Below are 22,023 nucleotides of genomic sequence, written 5' to 3' on the forward strand. Positions count from 1 at the left end.
GAGGCGGCTAGCCGCCGGGGCGACAGCCTCGTGGGGGCGGTTGTCCGGGGGACAGGTGGGTGTTGATTCGGTTGAGGAGGGCGAAGAGTTGGGTGCGTTCCTCGGTGGTCAGGGGTGCGGTGATGTGGGCGTTGACGGTTGTTAGGATGCGGTCTAGCTCTGCGAGGCGGTCTTGGCCGGCGGGCGTCAGGGTGATGACGTTGCGGCGTTTGTCGGCGGGGTCGGGGGTGCGACGGATCCAGCCGCCGGCTTCGAGTTCGTTGAGGACTGCTACAAGGTCGCTCTTGTAGACGCGGGCGCGACCGGCGACGGCGGCCTGGCTCGCGGGGCCGAACTCGTCTAGCGCGGCCAGCACCACGAAGTGGTCCTTGTGTGCGCCGACGGCACGGAGCGCGTCCGCCGCGACGCGTTGGGTCTGGCCCGCGGTCATCCCGAGCAGGCGTGACAGCTGCACCTTGAGGCGCTCCGGCGTCTCGTCGCCGTGGTCGAAACGCAGCTCACCCGGCTCCATGAGAGCCAGCATACGCCGCTTGCGTTAGTCGGACTAACGATCTATATTCATTGGCACAGCCAACGTTAGACAGACTAACCATTCAGGAGTCCGCCATGACCGACCTGCAAGAACTCATCGACCGCACCGAACTGGCCGACCTGGTCGCCCGCCACAGCCTGTGGATCGACGAGCACCGGTACGACGAGAGCGACCGCCTGTTCACTAAAGACGTCGTCGTCAGGTCCCGCCGCGGCGAGGCCAAGGGCGTCGAGGCGATCATCGCCATGGCGCGAGCGCGTCACGACGACTACGTCCGCACTCTGCACAACAAGTCGAACCTCGTGATCGAGGTCGACGGCGACACCGCGACCGTGCGCGCGCACGACACCGCGGTCTACGTCCTCGACGACAACACCGAGGCGATCGCGGCCGCCGTCCACCTGTACCGCGCACGCCGCACCGACAAGGGCTGGCGCTTCGACGGACTCGAAGTACGCCCGGTCGCACTGACCGCGGCGCTCGAGCGTGCGCTCTAGGAACGAGGCCTGTGGCTGGTCGGCCCGCCAGAGGCCGACCAGCCACAGGGATCAGGAGGGCGAGATGCCGAGGGTGTAGACGCCGCGACTTCCGTACGTCGAGTAGCCCGTGTTCAGCGGGTCGCCGTAGCCCACGTTGTCGATCCGCAGGTAGTACCTACCCGGCTGCAAGCTGCCGCTAACACTCGCGCCGAGCCCCATCGGCGTACCGGCGTCGGTCTGCCCTGATGCCGGGTCGTTCGAGGCAACGACCGCGCCGGCGCTGTCCAGCAGGTCCAGCTTGATGTCGAGGTTGCCACCGCTCGCAGCGGCGCTCGCCGTCGCGGTGTAGTTGCCGGCAGCACTGACAGCGAAACCGTAGACGTCAGTGTCCTCCTCGGCCGCGATGACCCCCGACAGCGGCGTACCGACGGTCAGTGCGGCGGCGGCGCCGACGGTGTCACCGGCTTCGTCCGCGCGCAGTGCGAGGCCGTGCGAGCCGACGACCGCGAAGTCGTCTTCCTTGTTGTTCGCGTCGGCGTACTCGCCCTTGCTCCATTGGCTGATGCCGCGGTAATACCCCACGCCCATGATCGGCGCCCAGGCGCCGTGGCCCTGGTAGTACCCGACCGTCGACGTACCGTCGTGCGAGAGGCCGACGTTGTGGCCTGCCTCGTGCGACGCGGCCTCGGCGAGGTTCTTCGCACCAGTGCCGACGCCCTTCGTGAACACGAGCGCCGGCTGGTAGTAGTCGTGCTGGCTGGTGCTGTCGTACACGCCGACGTACGCGACCCCGCCGCAACCGCACCCGGACTGGTACCAGGTGTCCGGATCGATCAACACCCGCGTTCCGTACGCGAGGTCCGACGCGCCCGACCGGTCGATCGCGGACTGCGGTGGCTCCTGCGTCGTCACGTCCACGTCGAACGGCGCGTAGTCCTCGGCGACGCGAGCCCAGACCTCGTGGACGACGTCCTGCTCGGCGGTGCTCCAACCGGCCGGATCGCCATCGGTGTCGTACGCCGAGACGTTGACGGGGTCGATACCCTTCGACGCGTTCCACGCCGTTCCGGTGATGGTGTGACCGTCGAAGTCCAGGTAGATGACCCGGTTCGAGCCCGGCTTGCTGTGCAGCTCGAACGCCGGACCGGTCGCGCCCTCGGTCGCCGTACGAGCCCACCGGGGTGATGCCGAAGGAGCCTTCTGCGCGGCCGGTAGGCCGGGCTCGCGGAAGAACAGTTTGCTGTCGGCATCGAGCCACGCGGTCTTGTCGGTGGCAAGGATCTGCCGCAACTGGTCCGTCGGTACGCCGTTGTGCGCGGCAACCTCGGCGAGCCGCGACTGCACCTTTCCGAGAGCCGAGGTGCCGGCCAAGGGTGTGGACAGCAACTGGTCCACCGGAGTCTGTTGCGCATCGGCCTGGGCGCCGAGTGCGACGGCCAGGCCTCCGAGAACGACAGCACCGGCACACGCGAGTGCGCCGGTGCGGCGGATTCTGTTCACTACGGGTTCCTCCTCACGTCCCCCCGGGTGGGCGGATCCCCCCGAACAAGACCCTGGGGCCGTCGATCTCGGTGGGATCGGCGGCCCCGGGGTGGCCAGAGGGTGTCAGCCCGCGGTGACGCGGACGGTGTAGGCGCCGCGGCTGCCATACGTCGAGTAGCCGGTGTTCAGCGGGTTGCCGTACCCGGTGTTCTCGATCCGCAGGTAGTAGCGGCCGGCCGCGACCTGGCGGTTGATGCTCGCGCTCAGCCCGGTCGGTGTGGCCGAGTTGGACTGCCCGGACGCTGGGTCCGCGGTGGCGACGACGCCGCCCGACGAGTTCAGCAGCTGGAGCTTGATGTCCAGGTCCGCGCCGGACGCGGCCGCCGACGCGGCGAACGTGAACGTACCGGCCGCGAGGTCGATCCGGAAGGTGTCGACGTCGGAGTCGTTGGCGTAGACACCCTGCACGCTCGTGCCGAGCGTGAGCGCGGTGGCGTCACCGGTGCCGTTGCCGTGGTCGTCGCCCCGCAGCGCCAGCCCGTTCTGGCCGATCACCGCGAAGTCGTCTTCCTTGTTGTTGGCGCCGGAGTACTCGCCCTTGCTCCACTGGCTGATCGCCTTCGAGTAGCCGACGCCCATGATCGGCGCCCAGGCGCCGTGACCGGCGTAGTACCCGACGGACGAGGTGCCGTCGTGCGAGAGGCCGACGTTATGCCCTGCCTCGTGCGAGGCGGCCTCGGCGATGTTCTTCGCGCCGGTGCCGACGCCCTTGGTGAAGACCAGAGCGGGCTGGTAGTACGAGTGGTTGCTGGTGTTGTCGTAGACACCGACGTACGCGACGCCGCCGCACCCGCAGCCCGACAGGTACCAGGTGGTCGGGTCGATCAGCACGCGTGTCCCGTACTGCTGGTCGGACGAACCGCTCCGCGTGATCGCGGACGCGGCCGGCTCCTGCGTGGTCACGTCGACGTCGAACGGCGCGTAGTCCTCGGCGATCCGGGCCCAGACGTCCCGGACGACGTCCTGCTCGGCCGTGCTCCAGTTGCTCGTGTTGCCGTCGGTGTCGTACGGCGTGACGTTGACGGTGGCCGGCTTGCCGCCGGTGTTCCAGGCCGTGCCGGTGATGGTGTGGCCGTCGAAGTCGAGGTAGATGACCCTGTTCGACCCCGGCTTGCTGTGCAGCTCGAAGGCCGGACCGGTCGCACCGGCGACGGCGCGGGTCGCCCAGCGCGGCGACGGGGCGGCAGCGGCCTTCAGCTCGCTCTTGGTGGCGACCGGCTCGCGGTAGAACAGCTTGCCGCCACGGTCGAGCCAAGCGGTCCGGTCAGTCGCCAGGATCTGCCGGAGGTGGTCTGTGGACAACTTGTTCTGCGCGGCGATCTCGGTGAGCCGGGACTGGACGCGGCCGAGCGCGGCCTTGCCCTGCAGCTCCTGGCCGAGCAGCTGGTCGATCGGGAGCGGAGCGGGCTGCTGGGCGTCGGCCTGGTTGCCGAGCGCGACGGCCAGGGATCCGAAAACGACGGCGCCGGCGCAGGCGAGACCTGCGATCCGGCGCGATGTGGGGCGGGGGCGGTTGGGCATGGGGCGGGAACTCCTCAGGTACTCCGGCGTGCCTCACTTGACATTCTCACGAGCGGTGTACGCGAACGTACTGAGCGTAGCCTGCCGGATGGTCCCCGCCGCTGTATAGATTCGTCTCGGGATTTAACGTCGACTTGGGAGGGTTCGATGCGGTTCATGATGGTGTTCAAGGCCAACGACGCGTCCGAGGCCGGGCAGCCTCCGACCGAGGAGGGCCTGACCGCGATGGGTCTGGTGATGGCCGAGATGGCGGAGAAGGGCGTCCTGCTCGCGGGCGACGGGCTGCTGCCGAGCTCGCACGGCTTCCGGCTGCAACTCGACGAGGGCAAGCGCCGGGTGGTCGACGGGCCGTTCGCCGAGACCAAAGAGCTGATCGCCGGGTTCTGCCTGATCGAGGTCGCGTCCCGCGAGGAGGCGATGGAGTGGGGCTGGCGCTGTATCGCGGCGGACGCGACCGCCGGCGGCAATCCCGAGACGTCCGGGTTGCTGGAGATTCGGCCGGTTGCCACCGCCGAGTTCTTCGGTGACAACTACACCGACGAGGCACAGGACCGCAACGACCACACGTTCCAGAAGGCCGCCGAGAACCTTCAGAACAGCAGCACCTGACGGATCGGCGTACCGGCGGCGAGATCGTCGAAGGCCTGGTTGAGGTCGTCGAGTCCGACGGTCGCGGTCAGCAGCCGGTCGACGGGTAGCCGCCCGGCTCGGTACAGGGCGACGTACCGCGGGATGTCGCGGGACGGCACGGACGAACCGAGGTACGAGCCCTTCACCGTGCGCTCTTCCGCGACCAGGCTGACCGCCGGCACGGTGAAGGCCTGCGACGGGTGCGGCAGGCCGACCGTGATCGTGGTGCCGCCGCGGCGGGTGACGGCGTACGCCTGCTCGAGCACCTTCGCGCTGCCGACGGTCTCGAACGCGTACTCCGCGCCGCCCGCCGTCGCCTCCCGCACCTGGTCGACCGCATCGGGCGCGCGGGCGTCCACCACCGCGGTCGCGCCGAGCTCCTGCGCGAGCTGGAGTTTGGCGGGAACGACGTCCACGGCGACGATCGGGTGCGCTCCGGCGAGGACGGCGCCGAGGAGCGCGGACAGGCCGACGCCGCCGAGACCGAAGACTGCGGTACTGCGGCCTGCGCGGACCTGGGCGGTGTTGACCACCGCGCCGACGCCGGTCATGACCGCGCAGCCGAAGAGGGCCGCGATCTCCGGCGGCAGAGTTGGATCGATCTTCACGGCCGAATGCGCCGAGATCACCGCATGATCCGCAAACCCGGACACCCCGAGATGGTGGTGCAGCTCCCCGGGACGGTCGGTGGTGGTGAGGCGGCGCGTGCCGGTGAGGAGGGTGCCGGCGGTGTTCGCGGCGGCACCCGATTCACACAAGGCGGGGCGGCCCTCGGCGCAGGGCGCGCAGTTGCCGCAGGCGGGGACGAAGGCGCAGACCACGACATCGCCCGGCGCGAAACCGGGAGCCTCGGAGTGCACGACCTCGCCGGTCGCCTCGTGACCGAGAAGCATCGGCATCACCCGTGGGCGTGAGCCGTCGATCACCGACAGGTCCGAGTGACACAGCCCGGCCGCGCGGATCCGGATCAGCAACTCCCCCGGTCCCGGCGGCGCGAGTTCGACGTCTTCCACCCGCAGCGGCCGCGACGCGGCGTACGGCGCCGGCCGGCCCATCTCCCGCAGGACGGCGCCGCGCACGATCATCGCGTGATCCCTTCGAGGGCCGCGCGGATCCCGTCCGGGACCGGGATCGGGCGACGGTCGTGCCGTCCGACGAACACGTGCACGAACCGGCCGGTCGCGGCCGGCTCGTCCGCATCCTCACGGAACAAGGCGATCTCGTACCGCACGCTGGAGGTGCCGAGCTGCCCGCACCGCAACCCGGCGTCGACGACACCGGGGAACTCGAGCGGCTGCTTGAACGTGCACTGCGAGTCAACGCACAAGCCGATCACCTCGCCGCGGTGGATGTCGAGCCCACCGCGGCGGATCAGGAAGTCGTTGATGACCGTGTCGAAGAAGCTGTAGTACTCGACGTTGTTGACGTGCCCGTAGACGTCGTTGTCCTTCCACCGCAGCGTGATCGCCAGGTGGTGCGGATACTCGCTGCGGCTCACGGCTTGCGGCCGACACCCACCCACAGGCTGCACATGACGTCGGTGAACTCACCCTTGTCGACCAGGCGCTGGGTCTCCGCGTCGGGATACCAGCGGAACGGCGACACGACGCCCGGCTCGATCAGCTCGGTGCCCTCGAAGAACTCGGTGACCTCTTCCTTGCTGCGCACCTGCGCGTCGCCGCCGTCGGCCTTGTAAACCACCATGGCCCGCTCCCACAGCTCCGGCGCGAAGTCCGGGGTGCAGTGCGAGAAGATCAGCAGCGAGCCGGAGGCGAGCGGCTCGACGAGCTGACGGACCAGGTCGTACGGCTTCAGGTGGTCCGGCAGGTAGTGGAAGACGCCGACGATGCTGAGCGCGACCGGCTTGCTGAAGTCGATCAGCTCCCGGACCTCGTCCGACTGCAGGATCGACTGCGGGTCGGTGACGTCGGCCTCGAGGTACGCCGTCCGGCCCTCCGGCGTGCTGACCAGCAGCGCGCGGGAGTGCGCGAGGACGATCGGGTCGTTGTCGGCGTACACCACGTGCGCCGACGGGACGATCTCCTGGACGACCTCGTGCAGGTTCGGCTCGGTCGGGATGCCGGTGCCGACGTCCAGGAACTGCGTGATGCCCTGCTCGGCGGCGTACTTCGCCGCGCGGTGCATCCACATCCGGTTCGACAGCGCGGCGGTGCGGAAACCGGGGAAGGCCTGCAGCAAGTGCTCGGCGGCCTGCCGGTCGATCGCGAAGTTGTCCTTCCCACCAAGGAAGTAGTCGTACACCCGGGCGCCGTGCGGGCGGTCGAGCTTCAACTGCTCGTACATCCGCGGGTCGACGTCGGCATCCTGCGATTCAGTCATGAAAATCCCATCCGCGCTGCGGCTCAGAACTGAGGAGCCATCGTAGCCGGTACACAACGGACTGTGACACCGGCAGCACGACACTACCCCGCACCGGCCGCCTTGCCATCAGCTCCGGCGCGCCATCTCATGGCCTTTACAGAGGATTGAATCGAGCCTGTTCGGTACTGACGTGAGGGGGCGGACATGAGCGGCGTGATCCAGGGGCGGCAGACCGCGGCGTACGACGGGGAGCTGGTCGTGTTCCTGATCGGGATGCGGGTGAACTCGGTGCGCAAGGTGCGGGAATGGGTCCCGGTGGCGCGGGCGATGGGGCCGATGCTGCGGGAGCTGAGCAACGACGAGGACAGTGGGTTGCTCGGGTTCCGTACGTTGCCGACGTGGCGTGGCGTCACGCTGATCCAGTACTGGGAGTCCGTGGAGAAGCTGCAGGCGTTCGCGAACGACTCCGGCCGGACGCACCGGCCAGCCTGGGTCGACTTCTTCCGCGCCTCGTACCAGGGCGGAGCTGTCGGCATCTGGCACGAGACGTACGTCGTACCGGCCGGAAACACCGAGACGATCTACGGCAACATGCCGCTGCTCGGCCTCGGCCGCGTCCGCGGCGTCGAGCCGGTCGGCAAACGCGGCGACACCGCCGCCGAACGCCTGCGCCAGAGCGACTAGTTACAGTGCAAGCGTGCGGTTCATCCGGGATCTGGCGACGTTGCTTCGGCGGCGCGATTTCCGGCGGTTGTTCGCGGTTCGGCTGACGTCGCAGTGCGGCGACGGGGTGTTCCAGGTCGCGCTCGCGTCGTACGTGCTGTTCTCGCCGGAGCGGGCGCCCGACGCGGCGGCGATCGCCGGGCTGTTCGCGGTCTCGCTGCTGCCGTACTCGATCCTCGGCCCGTTCACCGGCGTACTCCTGGACCGGTGGTCGCGCCGCCAGATCCTGTTCGGTGCGAACCTGACCCGCGCCGCGCTCGTGATCGGCGTCGGCGCGATCGTCGCGGCCGGTAACGCGGGCGCGTTGTTCTACCTGGCCGTCCTGCTCACGCTCGGCGTCAACCGCTTCCTGCTCTCCGGACTGTCCGCCGGCCTCCCGCACGTCGTCGACCGCGACGAGCTGGTGATGGCGAACGCGGTCACCCCGACGTCCGGTACGGCGGCCTTCCTGGTCGGCGGCGGGATCGGGGCCGGGGTGAAACTGCTGGTCGACTCGGACCTCGCCGTCCTCGGGCTGACGGTCTTCATCTACACAGCCGCCGCCCTGCTCGCCCTCCGGCTGCGGCGCGACCAGCTCGGCCCGGACCTGGGCGGCGACGAACCAGGCATCGTGGAAGCACTCCGCAGCATCGCAGCCGGTCTTGTGGACGGCGGCCGGCATCTCCGCGAACGCCGGCAGGCCGCGCTCGGACTCGCCGCGATCGGCTCGCTGCGGTTCTTCTTCGGGCTGCTGACGGTCGCGATGATCCTGCTGTACCGGAACTACTTCTACGGTCCAGGCCAGCTGGATCAAGCGTTCGGTGGACTCGCGATCGCGACCGGTGCGGTCGGCGCCGGCCTGTTCGTCGCCGCGCTCATCACGCCGTGGGGCACGCGGGTGATGGCGCTGCGCCGATGGATCACGCTGCTGTTCGCGTCCGCCGCGGTCGTGAGCGCCGTACCGATCGGGCTCTACACGCAGCCCGCGATGGTGATCGGCGGGTTCCTGCTCGGGATCTGCGCGCAGGGGATCAAGATCAGCGTCGACACCCTCGTCCAGACGGGTGTCGACGACGTGTACCGCGGTCGCGTGTTCGCGCTGTACGACATGATCTTCAACGTCGGGCAGGTCTCCGCGGCCGCGCTCGGCGCGGCGATCCTGCCCGACAGCGGGAAGTCGTACCTGGTGCTCGCGCTGGTCGTGGCCGGCTTCGCGATCACCGCGGTGCTGTACTCACGTGCCTCGCAGCGCGGTGATCGGCTGGATGGCGGAGGCCTTCCAGGCGGGGTAGGTACCGGCGACCAGGCCGATGAACGCACCCAGCAGGGGTGAACCGAACGCCAGCCGGTTGTCGAGGATCGGCGTCCAGTCCCGGACCCACGAGACGCCGACGGTCAGGATGACGCCGACCGCCGTGCCGAGCAGTCCGCCGAGGAAGCCGACGATCACACTCTCCACCAGGAACTGAACGGCGATATGTCGTCGCGCTGCGCCGAGGGCCCGGCGGAGGCCGATCTCCGAGATCCGCTCCAGCACCGACAGCAGCGTGACGTTGGCGATGCCGAGCCCTCCGACGAGCAGCGCGACCGCGCCGAGCAGCAGGAACAACGCGTTCAGGTCGGACTCGACCCCTTTCCGTACGGCGCCCTGTTTCGGCGGAGCGTCGACGGTCAGGGTGCTCGGGTTGTTCGGCTCGATCGCGATCGGGGCCTGCTCCGCGATCAGTTGCGCGGCGCCGACCGCCGTACGGATCTCGACCGCATCCGGCGACTCGAGGTCGTACGCCTGGCGCGCCGTACCGTTCGGCATGATCACCGCGTCGTTCAGCTCGGCGCGGCCGCTGACCGAGTCGAGGATGCCGATCACCGTGTACGGCTCGTCGCCGATGAACACTGCCGGCTGCGAGTCGACCCGGTTGATGCCGAGCCGCTCCGCCGCGTGCTTGCCCAGGACAACCACCTTGTCGGCGCGCTGGTCGTGACCGTCGTCGAAGAACCGGCCGGTCTTGAGCACCGCGCGGACCGCGTCCCACAGACCTGAGGATCCGGCCATCACCTGGAGGGCCTTCCCTGTACCGCCGTCCAGGCCCGTCACGTTCTGGACCAGGTCGTCACCGATCTCCAGGTTGCTGACGGTACCGACCGCTTCCACGCCGTTCAGCCGCTTGATCCGGTCCGGCGCGTCCCACGGGAGCTGGGTCGCCGCTTCCCCTTCCTGTCCGCCCTTGTCGTCGGGTTGCACCACTACGCGCGTCGCAGCCGCCAGGTCGAACCGCTGCGTGATCTGCCCGGCGGCTGTCTGACCGAGCCCGACCGTCCCCACCAGCGCGGCGACACCGAGCACGGTGCCGAGCGTGGTGAGGATCAGCCGGGTGGGCCGGGCGGCGACACCCGCGAGGGCCTCGTCGAGCAGATCCCGCACGGCCGGGCGGGATCTTCCCCGGGGGCGCGGCGAGGCAGCTCGGCTGCCGGACGCACGCCCGATGAGCCGCGCGAGCGCAACCCGCGGACGTGCGCGCCGCCGCGCCGCGCCGGCGCCGGGTGAGGTGGACGGCCCGCCGGTCGGGTCCGGGGGGCCTGCTTGGGTTACCACTGGAGGGTCCCGTCGACGATGCGCACCTGGCGCTGAGCCCGGCGGCTGACGTGGTCGTCGTGGGTGATGACGGCCAGCGTCATGCCCTCGGCGTGCAGTTCGTCGAACACTTGCAGGATCGCCTCCGCGTTCGCGCTGTCCAGGTTGCCGGTCGGCTCGTCGGCGAGCAGCAGGCTGGGTTCGGCGACCAGCGCCCGCGCGATCGCGACGCGCTGCCGCTCACCGCCGGACAGCGTGGTCGGGGCGAACTCCATCCGATGCGACAGCCCGACCCGCTCGAGTGCGACCCGGGCGCGCGCCATCCGCTGCCGACGCGGCACCCCGACGTACACCATCGACAGCGCCACGTTCTCCAGCACGGTCCGGTGGTCGAGCAGGTGGAAGGACTGGAACACGAATCCGATCCGCTCCCCACGCAGTACGGCGCGCCGCCGCTCCCGCAGGCTCATCGTGTCCACGCCGTCGAGCCGGTAGATCCCGCCCGTCGGGTTGTCCAGCAAGCCGAGCAGGTGCAGCAGCGTCGACTTCCCCGACCCGGACGGTCCGACGATCGACAGGTACTCCCCCTGCCGGATGGTCAGGTCGACGCCCGCGATCGCCCGTACCTCGGGAGGTCCCGGGAAGAACCGCCGTACGCCGATCATCTCGACGACCGGCGCCGGCAATGCCACTGCGGTACTCATCGCCCGACCACCACCTGGTCGCCCTCGGTCAGCTTCGCGTCGCCCTTGGGCGTGACCTGCGCGAATCCGTCCGCGGTCAGCCCGACCGCGACCGGAACCAGCTCGACCTTCCCGTTCCGCAGGACCTCGACGCGCGACGCACCGTCCGATCCGGACGACAGCGCGGCCACCGGGACGGCGAGAACCTTGCCGCTGGTGTTCTTCACCGGGATCGTGACCCGCACGTTCGCATCCCGCAGCAGCGCCAACTGGCCGGCGGTCAGCGTGTTCGGCGCGACCACCACGTCGTACTGATTGCCGTTCTTCGCGACCCGGCGAACCTTTCCGGCGACCGAGACGCTGTCGCCGAGATCCAGCGTCGCCGCCATCCCCGCCTTCAGCCGCTGCGCGGTTTCGGCGTCGACCTTGACCGTGACGACCAGCGACGCGCCGCTGGCCGACATCACCACACCGTTCACCGTCCCGCCGCGCTCGACCTTCACGTCGTCGACGCGGCGCGGCAGCGTCTTCACGTAGACCACCTCGGACACCGGCAGCGGCGTACCGGCCTTGAACTCGGCCTCGTTCTGCGCGTCCTTCGCGTCGGCGAGGTTCTCTTCGGCGTCGTCCACAGCGCCTTGCTGAACTGATGTGTCCTTCGCCTTGGCGTCCTTGGCCGCCTTCAGCTGCGACTGCGCCTGCCGGAGCTGCTTCTTCGCGGCGTCGACCTGCTTCTTCGCCTGGTCGACGGCCTGGGTGAACTGCTCGTCCGCCGCCGGGGCGTCGTACCCGGCGTTCTCGTACAGCCGCTCCACGGCCGCCGAGGTGTCCAGGTCGTACTCGTCGTCGACGTCCCCGGGGTCGAGCCCCAGCCTGTCGAGCGTCTGCTCCAGCTGCAGCACGTCGGGTCCCTTGCTTCCGGGCGACAGCGTCCGGTACATCGGCAGGACGCCGGCCAGCCCGATCACCGGCCGCCCGGTGATCTCGAGCAGCGCCTTGCCCTCGGTGAGGGTCGAGCCGACCGCGGGCACCTTGCCGGTCACGATCGGCGCGGTCTTGATCCCGCTGGTCTCGACCCGGATGTTCACCGCGCCGTCGAACGACGCGTCACCCCGGCCGACCACCTTGCTGGACAAGGCCTTCTTCGCCACCGGCACCGTGATCTGGGAGGCCTTCGGGGCCGCGGTCTTGGCGGCGGCGTCCTCCGGCGAGCTGATCCGGCTGCCCGCCACCACCCCGATTCCCAGTGAGGCCACGGCCACCCCGGCCACGCTGACGAGCACCCGGCGCCGGGACTTGGGCGAAGCGGTCACCGGTTCGCCATCTCGTCGCGGTACGCCTCGAGCTCGGACTTGTGCTGGTCGACGAACTCCTTCTCGGCCTCGTACTGGACCTTCTTGTACGCGTCCTCGTACCCCTTGGCCTTGCATTTCTGGTCCGTCACCGCGAGGTCGATCTCGGACTTGCGCAACTCGGCCAGCTTGGTCGCGTCGACCTTGTCGAACGACGGCGGGCCGCTGACCTGGGGCGGGCCGTTCTTCGCCGGCGGCTTGTTCCCGGTCAGGGCGTCGAGCTGCTGCTGGATCTGGTTCCGTGGGTCGTCGACCTTCTTGAGCCCCGAATGCCCGGCGTCGGCCATGCAGTCGGTCCAGGCGGTGGTCGCGTCCACGACCCGCTGGTCGGACTCGATCCGCTTCTGCAGCGCCTGGATGTCCTTGAACAGGCTGTCGAACTTCTTGAAGTCGACGTTCCGGTTCGAGTCGTCGCCGTACACCTGCTTGACCGCCTTGCCGCGACAGCCGAGGTCCATCTCGCCGCTCGAGCTCGGGCCGTCCTTGCCGCCCTGGATCACGACGGCGCCGTTCCCGTTCGCGTTCGGGCCGTTGAGCGCCTTGTCGTAGGCCTTCTGCGCGGCCGGCGACAGCGCGGCGCGGATCTTGGTGTTCGGGTTCGAGTCGTCCTCCCCGGCCTTCGACCAGTCGATCGTGCTGATCCCGTACCCGTACTGCTCGGCGAACTTGTCCGGCGGCAGGTTGAACGCGTCAGCGAACTTGCTCTTCGCGTTCTGCTCCGGCGGTACGGCGACGTATTCGAAGCCCGCCGCCTTCATGCAGGTCACGGTCGCGTCCTCGACCTTGCGCTGCTTGGCCAGATCCTCCTCGGTCGGCTGCTGCGCGCCGCCGGCCCGCATCGAGATCTTGAACCCGCCGCCGCCGGACGAGCTGACGAAGCCGTCGCCCATGTACTCCGCGAGCGGGCTCTTGTCGCTCTTCTGGTCGGACGCGACCGGCGCCTTGTCGTTCCCGCAGGCGGCCAGCGCCAGGACCGCCACCACGGCGAGTGCAGTTGTCTTCATGGCTGTGGAGCGTGCCGCCCGGGCGGTGAAGAACCTGTGAAGGTCCGGTTTGCACCTGATGCTCTCAGCCGATCTTCATCGGATTCTCATCAAGTTCAGGGACATTGAGGACTATGCCAGCGCGGATCCTGGTCGCCGAAGACGACCTCAAGCAGGCGGAGCTGATCCGGCGGTACCTCGAGCGGGAAGGGCACCTGACCGTCGTCGTGCACGACGGCCGGGAGGCGATCGACGAGGCCCGCCGGCGCAGCCCGGACCTGCTGGTGCTCGACGTGATGATGCCGAAGGTCGACGGCCTGGACGTCTGCCGTGTCCTCCGAGCAGACGGTGACGTGCCGATCATCATGCTGACCGCCCGCTCCACCGAGGACGATTTGCTGCTCGGCCTCGATCTCGGCGCGGACGACTACCTGACCAAGCCGTACAACCCGCGCGAACTGGTCGCCCGGGTCCGCACGGTCCTGCGACGTACCCGCAGCCGCGCCGAGGGCGAGGTGTACCGGGTCGGCGAACTGGAGATCGATCCGGCCCGCCACGAGGTCCGGCTGGCGGGCCGCCTGGTCGAGCTGACGCCGGCCGAGTTCAAGATCCTCGCCTGCCTGGCCGCGTCGCCGGGGCGCGCGTTCTCGCGGCAGCAACTGCTGGAGCACGCGTTCGGCTTCGACCACTACGTGTTCGACCGGACCGTCGACGTCCACGTGATGAACCTGCGGAAGAAGATCGAGCCGTCGTCGGGCGCCCCGGCGTACCTGAAGACCGTGTACGGCGTGGGCTACAAGCTCGCCGACAAGGCGGTCAGCCATGCGTCGTAGCGTGCTGGTCCGGTTCCTCGGGCTGTCGCTCGCGGTCGCGCTCGGCGCCGTGATCGCGACCGCGGTGATCGCGACGTACAGCACGTCGGAGAAGCTCCAGGGCGAGATCGACGCGAACACGGGTCAGCTGCAGGTCGACGGCGAGATCTACGGCGAGCTGACGCGGTACGCCGCCGATCATCCGACCTGGTCGGGTGTGGACCGTCTGGTGCACGACCTGGCCGACAAGCTCGGCCGGCGGATCGCGGTGACGAGTGAGACCGGCGAGGTGATCGCGGACTCGGCGCGGATGCTCGGCGCCGCGCCGGATCTGCCGTCGGTGCCGGCGGCAACCGTCGACGTGCGCACCTCCGGATTGGGGAAGCTGAGCGGCGCGATGACGGTGTACGCCGCGCGGAAGACCGTCGCCGCGAGCGGGGGATTCGTCGCAACCGCCGCGATCGGGCCGCCGTTCGTCGCCTACCCGGAATGGGGTCTGACCGACGACGAACTGAAGGAGCGTGACAAGCTCGCGCAGCAGGCGGCGGACTGCTCCACCGCCAAGGGCAAGCCGGCGAGCGTGAACCGGATCGCCGGGGCCGTCCCCCAGGTGATGGTCGAGTCGACGCAGTCCGTGGCCGGCGTCCGGGTGGAGAAGGCCAACACGCTCGCGGACGACGAGTGCATGCCGCCCGGACTGACCGCGCCGAGCGCGAAGGCGAAGATCGTCAACGACGACGAGGTCAGGCGCTCGACCGCCTGCCTGGACGCCGCCGGGATCGACTACAAGGTCAACGAGTTCCAGGGCCTGAAGTCCGTCGACCCGACGGTGAAGGAACTCGCCGGCGACACGTTCGGCAACTGTCTCCAGCAGGCCCGTGTCCAGGCGCTCACGCCGTACGTCGCTCCGCCCGCGAAGCTGTACCTCGGGGCGAAGAGCACGTTCGACGTCTTCTCCGGCGAAGGCCTGCTTCGTACGGCGGCCACCGCGCTCGGCGTGCTGCTGATCGCGGCACTGGTGATGCTCTTCGCGGGGCGCCGGCTGGTCCGACCGATCGTGGCGCTGACCGGTGCGGCGCAACGGATGCGGAACGGCGACCACGCGGCGCGGGTCCCGGTGAGCGGGAAGGACGAGGTCGCGCGGCTCGGGCACGCGTTCAACGACATGGCCGAGGCGATCCAGCGGCACGACTTCCAGCGCAAGGCGATGGTCAGCGATGTGGCGCACGAGCTGCGGACACCGCTGGCGAACATCAAGGGCTACCTGGTCGCGTCGGAGGACGGCGTGGTGCCGCTCGATCATGCGCTCGTCACCTCGTTGCTGGAGGAAACGGCTCTGCTCGAACATCTGGTCGCCGACCTCCAGGACCTGGCTCTCGCCGACGCCGGCATGCTCCGCCTGCACCCCGCCGAGCGCGACCTGTCGGAGTTGGTGCAGCAGGTCGTCTCGGCCCACCGGCCGACCGCTGAGCAGGCCGCCGTCACGCTCTCGTCCACAGCTGGCGAGCCCGCGCCGGCGGTGGTCGACGGCGCACGCATTCGTCAGGCTCTCGGCAACCTGGTCTCGAACGCCATCCGGTACACCCCACCCGGCGGTCAAGTGCAGGTCGGCGTACGGCCTGTGGACAACGGCTACAACCTCAGCGTGAGTGACAACGGCACCGGCATCGCGGCGGAACACCTCCCACACCTCTTCGACCGCTTCTACCGCGCGGACGTCTCCCGCACCCGCACCACCGGCGGCAGCGGCCTCGGCCTCGCCATCACCAAACACCTCGCCGAAGCCCACCACGGCCGCATCACCGTCACCAGCCAGGTAGGCGACGGCTCCACCTTCACCATCTGGATCCCGGCAGGCCCGGATGTGCAGGTCGACAGGAGGTATCGGGCAAGCCCCTAGTGCACCTGAGCGTGATGGCGTCCGCGCGTACGGCGTCTCGCGGGTGCACTACCTGTCGAGCTGCCCCTCGCTCCTAGACTCGGACGCATGGGCGCGAGGAAGGCGCGGGTGGCCGACGTACACGCGATCGCGTCCGGGATGCCGCACGTCACCAAGTGGGAGCGCGACGACGGGACCGACCGGCCCGTGTACCAGGTCGGCGGGAAGTCGTTCGTGTTCTTCCGGACGCCGCGCCCGGACGCCGTGGATCCGGTGAGCGGCGCGAAGTACGACGACGTGATCATGATCTGGGTCGAGTCCGAGACCGAGAAGCTCGCGCTGGTGTCGGACGACTCCAACCCGTTCTTCACCACACCGCACTTCGACGGCCACCCGTCGGTCCTCGTCCGGGCCGGCCGGCTGGGTGAACTGTCCCGGCAGGAGCTCACCGAGATCATCCAGGACGCCTGGCTGTCCCGAGCCTCGAACCGCCGCGCAACGATGTGGCTGCGAGAGCACCGGTTGAGCTGATCCCGCTGCCACCCCTAGTTCGGGGTCAGTGAGCGGGCGGTTTCGAGGAGGCTGGTGCCGGTTGGGAGTGTCGCGATGATGGGGGTGTCGAGGCCGTTCTCGACGTAGCGGTTGATGTGGGCCCGGCATTGGGCGGGCGTGCCGTGGACGATCAGGTCGTCGACGAGCTCGACGGGTACGGCGGCCATCGCGGCGTTGCGGTCGCCGGCGGACCAGGCGTCGCGCATCGGTTTCATCAGCTCGGCGCGGCCCAGCCAGTCGTGGAACGCGGCGTACCCGGGCACGGTCAGGTACGTCGCGATCAGATAGCGCCCGATGTTGCGCGCCATCTCCGCGTCCTCGGTGACGCACACGAAGATCCGCGCGGCGAGTTCCTTGTCCGGGCCGAGCTCGGCGCGCACCCGGCGTACGTCGTCCGCGGACAACCAGTTCGTGATCGCCCCGTCGGCCTCCCGCGCGGCCAGCCGGAGCATCTGCGGCCGCAGAGCGGCGAGCATGATCGCGGGCGGAACGTCCGGCGCCTTCTCCAGCCGGAACCGCCGGATCGTGAAGCTGTCGAACTCCCCGTCGACCTTCTCCCCCGCGAACGCCTGCCGCAGGAACCGCAGCACGTCGCGGGTCCGCGCCAGCGGCGGGTCGTACGTGATCCCGTTCCACCCGGTGACGATCGTCTCCGACGACGCGCCGATGCCGAGCACGAACCGCCCCGGCGCGAGATCCGCCAGCGCCGCCGCGCTCATCGCCAACGCGGCCGGCCCCCGCGTGTGCACCGGTACGACGGCCGTCCCCAGCCGCAGCGAAGAGTCCCACTCGGACGCGAGCACGAGCGGCGTGAACGCGTCCGCGCCGGCCACCTCCGCCGACCACAGATCCGTGTACCCCAGATCGAACAACGACGAGATCAGCGAACGATGCTCCCGCAGTGGTACGCCGGTCAGCGGCACCGTCAGGCCCCAGCGCATTCAGATCATCCTCTTCAGCACCGGCAGCGGCGCGAACCGCATCACCTGCGCGAGTGGCCACCACGGCCGCGCCGGCACGTACGCCTTCGCCTTCTCCGCCTCGATCGCGGCGACCATCGCGCGCACCCCGATCTCGGTGTCGACGATGAACGGCGCGCGCTCCACGTGCTCGTTCATCTCGGACCGGATGTACCCGGGATAGATCGTGCTGACCTTGATCGGCTTGCCCATCAGCTCCAGCCGCAGCCCTTCCCCGAGCGAGGCGAGCCCGGCCTTGGTCGCGGCGTACGTCGTGATCGTCTTCGGGAAGCCGCGCAGCGCGGAGATCGACGCGATCAGCACCAGGTGGCCGGCGTTCCGCGCGCGGAACAGCTCGAGCGCCGCCTCGACCTGCGCGAGCGCGCCGACGAAGTTGGTGAGCGCGGTATCGCGGTTGGCGTCGAACCTGCCGGTGCCGAGCGGCGCGCCCTTGCCCAGGCCGGCGTTCACGACGACCCGGTCGAGCGGCAGCTCGGCGTCGATGGCCCGGAACACCTTGAACACCTGGTCGTGATCGGTCACATCCAGACTGTGGATGACTACTGTGATCTGTGGATGGCGCTCGGTCAGCTCGGTCCGCAGCGCCTCCAGCCGTTCGGTACGCCGTGCGGTCAGCGCAAGGTCGTGCCCCTTCGCGGCGAACTGCCGCGCCATCTCCGCACCGAGGCCGGAACTGGCGCCGGTGATCAGGATGTTCCGTCGCATCGGGTGTCCTATCTGTACGTGAGCAGGTCCGCGCCGAGGTGGACGTGTTCGTTGTAGCTCACCACGGTCAGCCCGCCGCGACCGGACACGACCTTGGTGATCGCGGTGTTGATCGTCACCGGGTTCAGCTTCGTCCACAGCCCGTCGCCGCCGGACAGCAGCCGGCTCACGACGGCCGCGATCGGCCCGCCGGACGTGAAGACGAGTGCCGTCTCCCCCTTCCCGAGCCGCTCGGCGGTCCGTCGTACCGCGGCCTCGGACCGTTCGCAGAACGCCTGGAAGGTCTCGGTGTACCCGTCGCCGCCGTCGATCCATCGCTGGGTCGCGGCGCTGAACACCTCTTGGAACGCTCGGCGCGGATTGCCGGTCCGCGCGAGATCGGCGACCATCACCGCGTGCCGCCGGTACGCCGGTTTGTGCGCGACGATCACCTCCTGGTGATCGAACTCGTCGAAACCCGGATCCACGTCCGCCGTGAATCCCGCGAGCGACGCGGTCTGTTGGTGCCGGCGCATCGAACCGGACACCACGAGCGCCGGCTTCACGCCCGCGAAGGTCTCGCCGAGCCGCGCTGCCTGCTGCTCACCGAGGGCGGACAGCTTGTCGTAGTCGCGCGCACCGAACGACGCCTGCGCATGCCGGATCAGATAGATGGCGGGCACTCACGCCTGCCGGATGATCCTGCGGCAGCGCCGCTCGAGCAGGTTCACGGGCAACCAGAAGTTCTTGAAGCGCGGGTTCCGGGTCTGTTTGTGGTGATAGCGGTAGTAGATCTGCTGCGCTATCACTGCCAGCCGGAAGAGCCCGAACACCTCGTAGAACGCCCAGTTGTCCGCCGTGAGCCCTGACTGCTTCGCGTAGTACTCGACGATCTCCGCCCGGGTCAGCATGCCGGGCACGTCGGAGGGCTGCAGCCTGAAGCGGCGGAACGCCCAGTCGTCGTCGGCCTGCACCCAATACGCGAGCGCGCTGCCGAGGTCCATCAACGGATCCCCCAGCGTTGCCAGCTCCCAATCGAGTACGCCGACCACGCGCAGCGGATCGTCCGGCGCCAGGACGACGTTGTCGAGCCGGAAGTCGTTGTGGATGACGCAGGTCCGTACGTCGGCCGGCTGATGCGCGGCCAGCCACGCCATCACCTTCTCGTAGCTCGGCACGTTCCAGGTCTTCGCCTTGCGGTAGCGCTCGGACCAGCCGTTGACCTGGCGTTCGACGTACCCGGCACCGCGCCCGAGATCAGCCAGCCCGGCGGCGACCGGATCGACGGCGTGCAGTTCGGCGAGCGTGTCGATCAACGTGAACCCCAGCTGCCGGGTCTGCGCCGGAGTGAGGTCGACGCCCAACTGGTGATGCCCGGGGATCGTCCCGACGACTCGCTCCATCACGTAGAACTCGGAGCCGATCACCGTCTCGTCATTGCAGTGGGCAACCATCTCCGGGACGTACCGGAAGACCGGCTTCAGGCTCTGCTGGATCCGGAACTCGCGGCCCATGTCGTGCGCGCTCTTCGCCTTGGTCCCCGCGGGCGGCCGCCGCAGGATCAGGTCGTGTCCCGGATAGCTCAGCAGATAGGTGAGGTTGGAGGCCCCGCCGGAGAACTGCTTCACCTCGGGCAGCCCGTCCGGCACCGCGGTCTGCGCCCGCAGCCAGGCGTCGACGGCGGGTACGTCGAACGCGTCCTCGTCCCGCACCGGCCGAGCGCCGTCCGGCACGCCCGTCACCGCCCGTCCGTCGGTCGTGTCTCCGCTCCGTGCTCAGCACGTTCGTGCGCACGCGCGGCGATCCTGCGCATCTGGCGGTCGTACAGCGGGCGGGCGAACCGCTTGGTCAGCCAGGCGAGCTGTGCCGGCCGGTCCGGGACGATCAGGAACCGCTGCTTCTTGATCCCGTCGATGACAGCGACCGCGATGTCGTCCGCGGACCGCGGCGACTTCTCGATCAGCTGCCGCGCGGTCGCACCCATCGCGCTGTCCGCACCGCGGATCGAGTCCGCGAGGTTGGTCCGGAAGAACGACGGGCAGACCACCGACACGGTCACGCCGTACGGATGGAGCTCGTGCGACAGCGTCTCGGACAGCGCAACGACGCCGGCCTTCACCGTGTTGTACGAGCTCATCATCGGCGGATGGACCAGGCCGGCCGCCGATGCGGTGTTCACGATGTGACCGGCGCGCTGCCGTTTGAACAGCGGGACGAACGCCCGGCAACCGCGGACCACGCCCATCAGGTTGATGTCGACGACGCGGTCCCATTCGTCCAGCGTCTCGACGTCGATGCGCCCGCCGGTCGCGACGCCGGCGTTGTTCACCAGGATGTCCAGGCCGCCCCAGTTCTCCTCGCACCACGCGACGCCGGCGTCCCAGTCCTCCGGGCTGCGGACGTCCAGCTTCAGGTACGGCGTACTCCCCGGAGCGTCCGGCGACACGTCGGTGCCGAGCACCTGGTGGCCGTCAGCAACGAACCGGGCGACCAGGGCGGCGCCCAGCCCGCTCGCGGCACCGGTGACGAGAACCCGACTCACTTGGCCTCCTGAGCTGCTGCGAGATACGACGCGAGTTCGATCCTCGCGATCACGCCACGATGCACCTCGTCGGGGCCGTCGGCCAGTCGCAACGCGCGGGCGCTCGTCCACGCGGCCGCGAGCGGGAAGTCCTCGGACAGCCCACCGCCGCCGTGCAGCTGGATCGCCATGTCGATGACGTCCTGCGCCATCCGCGGTACGGCGACCTTGATCTGGCTGACCTCGCTCAACGCCCCGACGAGCCCCTGCGTGTCCAGCAGGTGCGCCGTCTGCAGCACGAGCAGCCGTGCCTGGTTGATCGCGATCCGTGCGTCCGCGATCCGCTCACGGTTGCCGCCGAGGTTGACCAGCGGCTTGCCGAACGCGGTCCGGCTGGTGCCGCGTTGCAGGGCGAGCTCGAGCGCCTTCTCGGCCAGGCCGACCAGCCGCATGCAGTGGTGCACGCGCCCCGGACCGAGGCGGCCCTGGGCGATCTCGAACGCCCGGCCGGGTCCGACCAGGATGTTCGCGGCCGGCACCCGGACCTCGGTGAAGGACACCTCGCCGTGACCGTGCGGCTCGTCGTACCTGCTCATCGCGGGGAGCAGGCGCTCGACCTTCACGCCCGGGGTGTCGCGCGGGACGAGAACCATCGTGTGGCGCTCGTACCGGTGCGCGTCCGGGGCGGTGAGGCCCATGAAGATCAGCAGCTCGCAATCCGGGTGACCGACGCCGGTGCTCCACCATTTGCGGCCGTTCAGCACGACGTCGTCACCGTTGACGACCGCCGTAGCCTGCATGTTCGTGGCGTCGGAGGACGCGACGTCCGGCTCGGTCATGCAAAACGCGGAGCGGATCGTGCCGTCCAGCAGCGGCTCCAGCCAGCGCTTCTTCTGCTCGTCGTTGCCGTAGCGGAGCAGGACCTCCATGTTCCCGGTGTCCGGTGCGTTGCAGTTGAAGATGTACGGCGCGATGAAGGACCGGCCGGTCAGCTCCGCGATCGGGGCGTAATCGAGGTTGCTGAGGCCTTCGCCGTACTGCTCGTTGCCTGGTTCCGCGGGCGGGAGGAACAGGTTCCACAGGCCTGCGTCACGGGCTTTCGCCTGCAGGTCCTTGATCAGCGGCTGCGGCTGCCACGGGTCACCGGCGGTGCGGATCGCATGGTGCAGCTCCGCCTCGACCGGCTCGATCTCGCTCCGCAGGAAGGCTTCCACGCGGGTGATCAGCTCTTGAGCCCGGGCCGAAGGTTCGAACCCCATCAAGACTCCTCTCCCTCG

23 protein-coding genes are annotated in these 22,023 nt (G+C 69.4%); 7 read left to right on the top strand and 16 right to left on the bottom strand.

Annotation, left to right across the window (positions count from 1 at the left end):
- Nucleotides 1-7 precede the first annotated feature (7 nt).
- Nucleotides 8-511, bottom strand: a complete 504-nt coding sequence (locus tag AB0L64_RS01345; RefSeq protein ID WP_363706526.1) for a MarR family winged helix-turn-helix transcriptional regulator — start codon at nt 509-511, stop codon at nt 8-10.
- 95 nt (nt 512-606) lie between these two features.
- On the opposite strand from AB0L64_RS01345, the gene AB0L64_RS01350 reads away from it, so the two are divergent.
- Nucleotides 607-1,029, top strand: coding sequence for a nuclear transport factor 2 family protein (locus AB0L64_RS01350; protein ID WP_363706528.1), 423 nt, complete (start codon nt 607-609; stop codon nt 1,027-1,029).
- 51 nt (nt 1,030-1,080) lie between these two features.
- Here AB0L64_RS01350 and AB0L64_RS01355 read toward each other — a convergent pair whose 3' ends face one another.
- Nucleotides 1,081-2,511: a pre-peptidase C-terminal domain-containing protein gene (locus AB0L64_RS01355; RefSeq protein WP_363706530.1), complete on the bottom strand. Its 1,431-nt coding sequence runs from the start codon at nt 2,509-2,511 to the stop codon at nt 1,081-1,083.
- A 105-nt stretch (nt 2,512-2,616) separates the two neighbouring features.
- Nucleotides 2,617-4,074 carry a M12 family metallo-peptidase gene (locus AB0L64_RS01360; protein ID WP_363706532.1) on the bottom strand — a complete coding sequence of 486 codons (1,458 nt, stop codon included), beginning with the start codon at nt 4,072-4,074 and terminating at the stop codon, nt 2,617-2,619.
- Nucleotides 4,075-4,221: 147 nt separating this feature from the next.
- Between AB0L64_RS01360 and AB0L64_RS01365 the strand changes: the two genes are divergently transcribed.
- Nucleotides 4,222-4,683 carry a YciI family protein gene (locus tag AB0L64_RS01365; protein WP_359935040.1) on the top strand — a complete coding sequence of 154 codons (462 nt, stop codon included), beginning with the start codon at nt 4,222-4,224 and terminating at the stop codon, nt 4,681-4,683.
- Here the strand turns inward: AB0L64_RS01365 and AB0L64_RS01370 are convergent.
- The 3 genes from AB0L64_RS01370 to AB0L64_RS01380 are packed head-to-tail and all read right to left on the bottom strand — an operon-like array spanning nt 4,665 to nt 7,044.
- A complete protein-coding gene (locus AB0L64_RS01370; RefSeq protein ID WP_363706535.1) occupies nt 4,665-5,789 on the bottom strand; it encodes a zinc-dependent alcohol dehydrogenase family protein in 1,125 nt (374 codons plus the stop codon). The genes AB0L64_RS01365 and AB0L64_RS01370 overlap by 19 nt on opposite strands.
- Nucleotides 5,786-6,202: a thioesterase family protein gene (locus AB0L64_RS01375; RefSeq protein ID WP_363706537.1), complete on the bottom strand. Its 417-nt coding sequence runs from the start codon at nt 6,200-6,202 to the stop codon at nt 5,786-5,788. The genes AB0L64_RS01370 and AB0L64_RS01375 overlap by 4 nt, the downstream gene beginning before the upstream one ends.
- The gene (locus tag AB0L64_RS01380; RefSeq protein ID WP_363706539.1) at nt 6,199-7,044 is read right to left on the bottom strand and encodes an SAM-dependent methyltransferase; all 846 of its coding nucleotides are present in this window, start codon (nt 7,042-7,044) and stop codon (nt 6,199-6,201) included. The genes AB0L64_RS01375 and AB0L64_RS01380 overlap by 4 nt, the downstream gene beginning before the upstream one ends.
- Nucleotides 7,045-7,230: 186 nt before the next feature.
- Between AB0L64_RS01380 and AB0L64_RS01385 the strand changes: the two genes are divergently transcribed.
- Complete coding sequence (locus tag AB0L64_RS01385) at nt 7,231-7,710, top strand: DUF4188 domain-containing protein (RefSeq protein ID WP_363706541.1); 480 nt, start codon at nt 7,231-7,233, stop codon at nt 7,708-7,710.
- 13 nt (nt 7,711-7,723) lie between these two features.
- Complete coding sequence (locus tag AB0L64_RS01390) at nt 7,724-9,061, top strand: MFS transporter (protein WP_363706543.1); 1,338 nt, start codon at nt 7,724-7,726, stop codon at nt 9,059-9,061.
- On the opposite strand, the gene AB0L64_RS01395 is transcribed toward AB0L64_RS01390, so the two are convergent.
- The 4 genes from AB0L64_RS01395 to AB0L64_RS01410 form a co-directional block, all read right to left on the bottom strand.
- Nucleotides 8,963-10,150: an ABC transporter permease gene (locus AB0L64_RS01395; protein ID WP_363706545.1), complete on the bottom strand. Its 1,188-nt coding sequence runs from the start codon at nt 10,148-10,150 to the stop codon at nt 8,963-8,965. The two genes, AB0L64_RS01390 and AB0L64_RS01395, sit on opposite strands and share 99 nt — an antisense overlap.
- A 164-nt stretch (nt 10,151-10,314) precedes the next feature.
- Nucleotides 10,315-11,004, bottom strand: a complete 690-nt coding sequence (locus AB0L64_RS01400) for an ABC transporter ATP-binding protein (RefSeq protein ID WP_363706546.1) — start codon at nt 11,002-11,004, stop codon at nt 10,315-10,317.
- On the bottom strand, nt 11,001-12,296 hold the full coding sequence (locus AB0L64_RS01405) for a peptidoglycan-binding protein (protein ID WP_363706548.1): 1,296 nt from the start codon (nt 12,294-12,296) through the stop codon (nt 11,001-11,003). The genes AB0L64_RS01400 and AB0L64_RS01405 overlap by 4 nt, the downstream gene beginning before the upstream one ends.
- Nucleotides 12,293-13,339, bottom strand: coding sequence for a hypothetical protein (locus tag AB0L64_RS01410; RefSeq protein ID WP_363706550.1), 1,047 nt, complete (start codon nt 13,337-13,339; stop codon nt 12,293-12,295). Before AB0L64_RS01410 ends, AB0L64_RS01405 begins: the two co-directional genes overlap by 4 nt.
- A 113-nt stretch (nt 13,340-13,452) precedes the next feature.
- On the opposite strand from AB0L64_RS01410, the gene AB0L64_RS01415 reads away from it, so the two are divergent.
- The 3 genes from AB0L64_RS01415 to AB0L64_RS01425 all read left to right on the top strand — a co-directional run bounded on the left by AB0L64_RS01415 (nt 13,453) and on the right by AB0L64_RS01425 (nt 16,540).
- Nucleotides 13,453-14,151, top strand: a complete 699-nt coding sequence (locus AB0L64_RS01415) for a response regulator transcription factor (protein ID WP_355475692.1) — start codon at nt 13,453-13,455, stop codon at nt 14,149-14,151.
- The gene (locus AB0L64_RS01420; RefSeq protein WP_363706553.1) at nt 14,141-16,030 is read left to right on the top strand and encodes a HAMP domain-containing sensor histidine kinase; all 1,890 of its coding nucleotides are present in this window, start codon (nt 14,141-14,143) and stop codon (nt 16,028-16,030) included. Before AB0L64_RS01415 ends, AB0L64_RS01420 begins: the two co-directional genes overlap by 11 nt.
- Before the next feature lie 87 nt (nt 16,031-16,117).
- Nucleotides 16,118-16,540, top strand: a complete 423-nt coding sequence (locus AB0L64_RS01425) for an MmcQ/YjbR family DNA-binding protein (RefSeq protein WP_363706555.1) — start codon at nt 16,118-16,120, stop codon at nt 16,538-16,540.
- Nucleotides 16,541-16,554: 14 nt separating this feature from the next.
- Here AB0L64_RS01425 and AB0L64_RS01430 read toward each other — a convergent pair whose 3' ends face one another.
- Genes AB0L64_RS01430 through AB0L64_RS01455 form a run of 6 tightly spaced genes read right to left on the bottom strand, consistent with a single transcriptional unit; the run spans nt 16,555 to nt 22,005 of the window.
- The gene (locus AB0L64_RS01430; RefSeq protein WP_363706557.1) at nt 16,555-17,502 is read right to left on the bottom strand and encodes an LLM class F420-dependent oxidoreductase; all 948 of its coding nucleotides are present in this window, start codon (nt 17,500-17,502) and stop codon (nt 16,555-16,557) included.
- Nucleotides 17,503-18,246 (bottom strand): SDR family oxidoreductase, encoded by a 744-nt coding sequence (locus tag AB0L64_RS01435; protein WP_363706559.1) that lies wholly within the window; start codon nt 18,244-18,246, stop codon nt 17,503-17,505.
- A gap of 8 nt (nt 18,247-18,254) precedes the next feature.
- Nucleotides 18,255-18,908 carry a histidine phosphatase family protein gene (locus tag AB0L64_RS01440; protein WP_363706561.1) on the bottom strand — a complete coding sequence of 218 codons (654 nt, stop codon included), beginning with the start codon at nt 18,906-18,908 and terminating at the stop codon, nt 18,255-18,257.
- Entirely contained in the window at nt 18,909-19,967 is a 1,059-nt protein-coding gene (locus AB0L64_RS01445; RefSeq protein ID WP_363706563.1) for a phosphotransferase family protein, read from the bottom strand. It abuts the gene before it with no gap.
- Nucleotides 19,964-20,767 (bottom strand): SDR family NAD(P)-dependent oxidoreductase, encoded by an 804-nt coding sequence (locus tag AB0L64_RS01450; RefSeq protein ID WP_363706565.1) that lies wholly within the window; start codon nt 20,765-20,767, stop codon nt 19,964-19,966. The genes AB0L64_RS01445 and AB0L64_RS01450 overlap by 4 nt, the downstream gene beginning before the upstream one ends.
- Nucleotides 20,764-22,005, bottom strand: a complete 1,242-nt coding sequence (locus AB0L64_RS01455) for an acyl-CoA dehydrogenase family protein (protein WP_363706566.1) — start codon at nt 22,003-22,005, stop codon at nt 20,764-20,766. The genes AB0L64_RS01450 and AB0L64_RS01455 overlap by 4 nt, the downstream gene beginning before the upstream one ends.
- Nucleotides 22,006-22,023: the final 18 nt, after the last annotated feature.

The sequence above is a fragment of the Kribbella sp. NPDC051936 genome (assembly GCF_040680955.1).
In the GTDB taxonomy this organism is placed as follows: domain Bacteria; phylum Actinomycetota; class Actinomycetes; order Propionibacteriales; family Kribbellaceae; genus Kribbella.

Excerpts from the sequence above, each read along its gene's own strand:
- AB0L64_RS01400 (WP_363706546.1), bottom strand. The coding sequence starts at position 11,004 with ATGAGTACCGCAGTGGCATTGCCGGCGCCGGTCGTCGAGATGATCGGC.
- AB0L64_RS01360 (WP_363706532.1), bottom strand. The coding sequence starts at position 4,074 with ATGCCCAACCGCCCCCGCCCCACATCGCGCCGGATCGCAGGTCTCGCC.
- AB0L64_RS01370 (WP_363706535.1), bottom strand. The coding sequence starts at position 5,789 with ATGATCGTGCGCGGCGCCGTCCTGCGGGAGATGGGCCGGCCGGCGCCG.
- AB0L64_RS01410 (WP_363706550.1), bottom strand. The coding sequence starts at position 13,339 with ATGAAGACAACTGCACTCGCCGTGGTGGCGGTCCTGGCGCTGGCCGCC.
- AB0L64_RS01365 (WP_359935040.1), top strand. The coding sequence starts at position 4,222 with ATGCGGTTCATGATGGTGTTCAAGGCCAACGACGCGTCCGAGGCCGGG.
- AB0L64_RS01455 (WP_363706566.1), bottom strand. The coding sequence starts at position 22,005 with ATGGGGTTCGAACCTTCGGCCCGGGCTCAAGAGCTGATCACCCGCGTG.
- AB0L64_RS01420 (WP_363706553.1), top strand. The coding sequence starts at position 14,141 with ATGCGTCGTAGCGTGCTGGTCCGGTTCCTCGGGCTGTCGCTCGCGGTC.
- AB0L64_RS01415 (WP_355475692.1), top strand. The coding sequence starts at position 13,453 with ATGCCAGCGCGGATCCTGGTCGCCGAAGACGACCTCAAGCAGGCGGAG.
- AB0L64_RS01435 (WP_363706559.1), bottom strand. The coding sequence starts at position 18,246 with ATGCGACGGAACATCCTGATCACCGGCGCCAGTTCCGGCCTCGGTGCG.
- AB0L64_RS01350 (WP_363706528.1), top strand. The coding sequence starts at position 607 with ATGACCGACCTGCAAGAACTCATCGACCGCACCGAACTGGCCGACCTG.
- AB0L64_RS01425 (WP_363706555.1), top strand. The coding sequence starts at position 16,118 with ATGGGCGCGAGGAAGGCGCGGGTGGCCGACGTACACGCGATCGCGTCC.
- AB0L64_RS01430 (WP_363706557.1), bottom strand. The coding sequence starts at position 17,502 with ATGCGCTGGGGCCTGACGGTGCCGCTGACCGGCGTACCACTGCGGGAG.
- AB0L64_RS01345 (WP_363706526.1), bottom strand. The coding sequence starts at position 511 with ATGGAGCCGGGTGAGCTGCGTTTCGACCACGGCGACGAGACGCCGGAG.
- AB0L64_RS01380 (WP_363706539.1), bottom strand. The coding sequence starts at position 7,044 with ATGACTGAATCGCAGGATGCCGACGTCGACCCGCGGATGTACGAGCAG.
- AB0L64_RS01385 (WP_363706541.1), top strand. The coding sequence starts at position 7,231 with ATGAGCGGCGTGATCCAGGGGCGGCAGACCGCGGCGTACGACGGGGAG.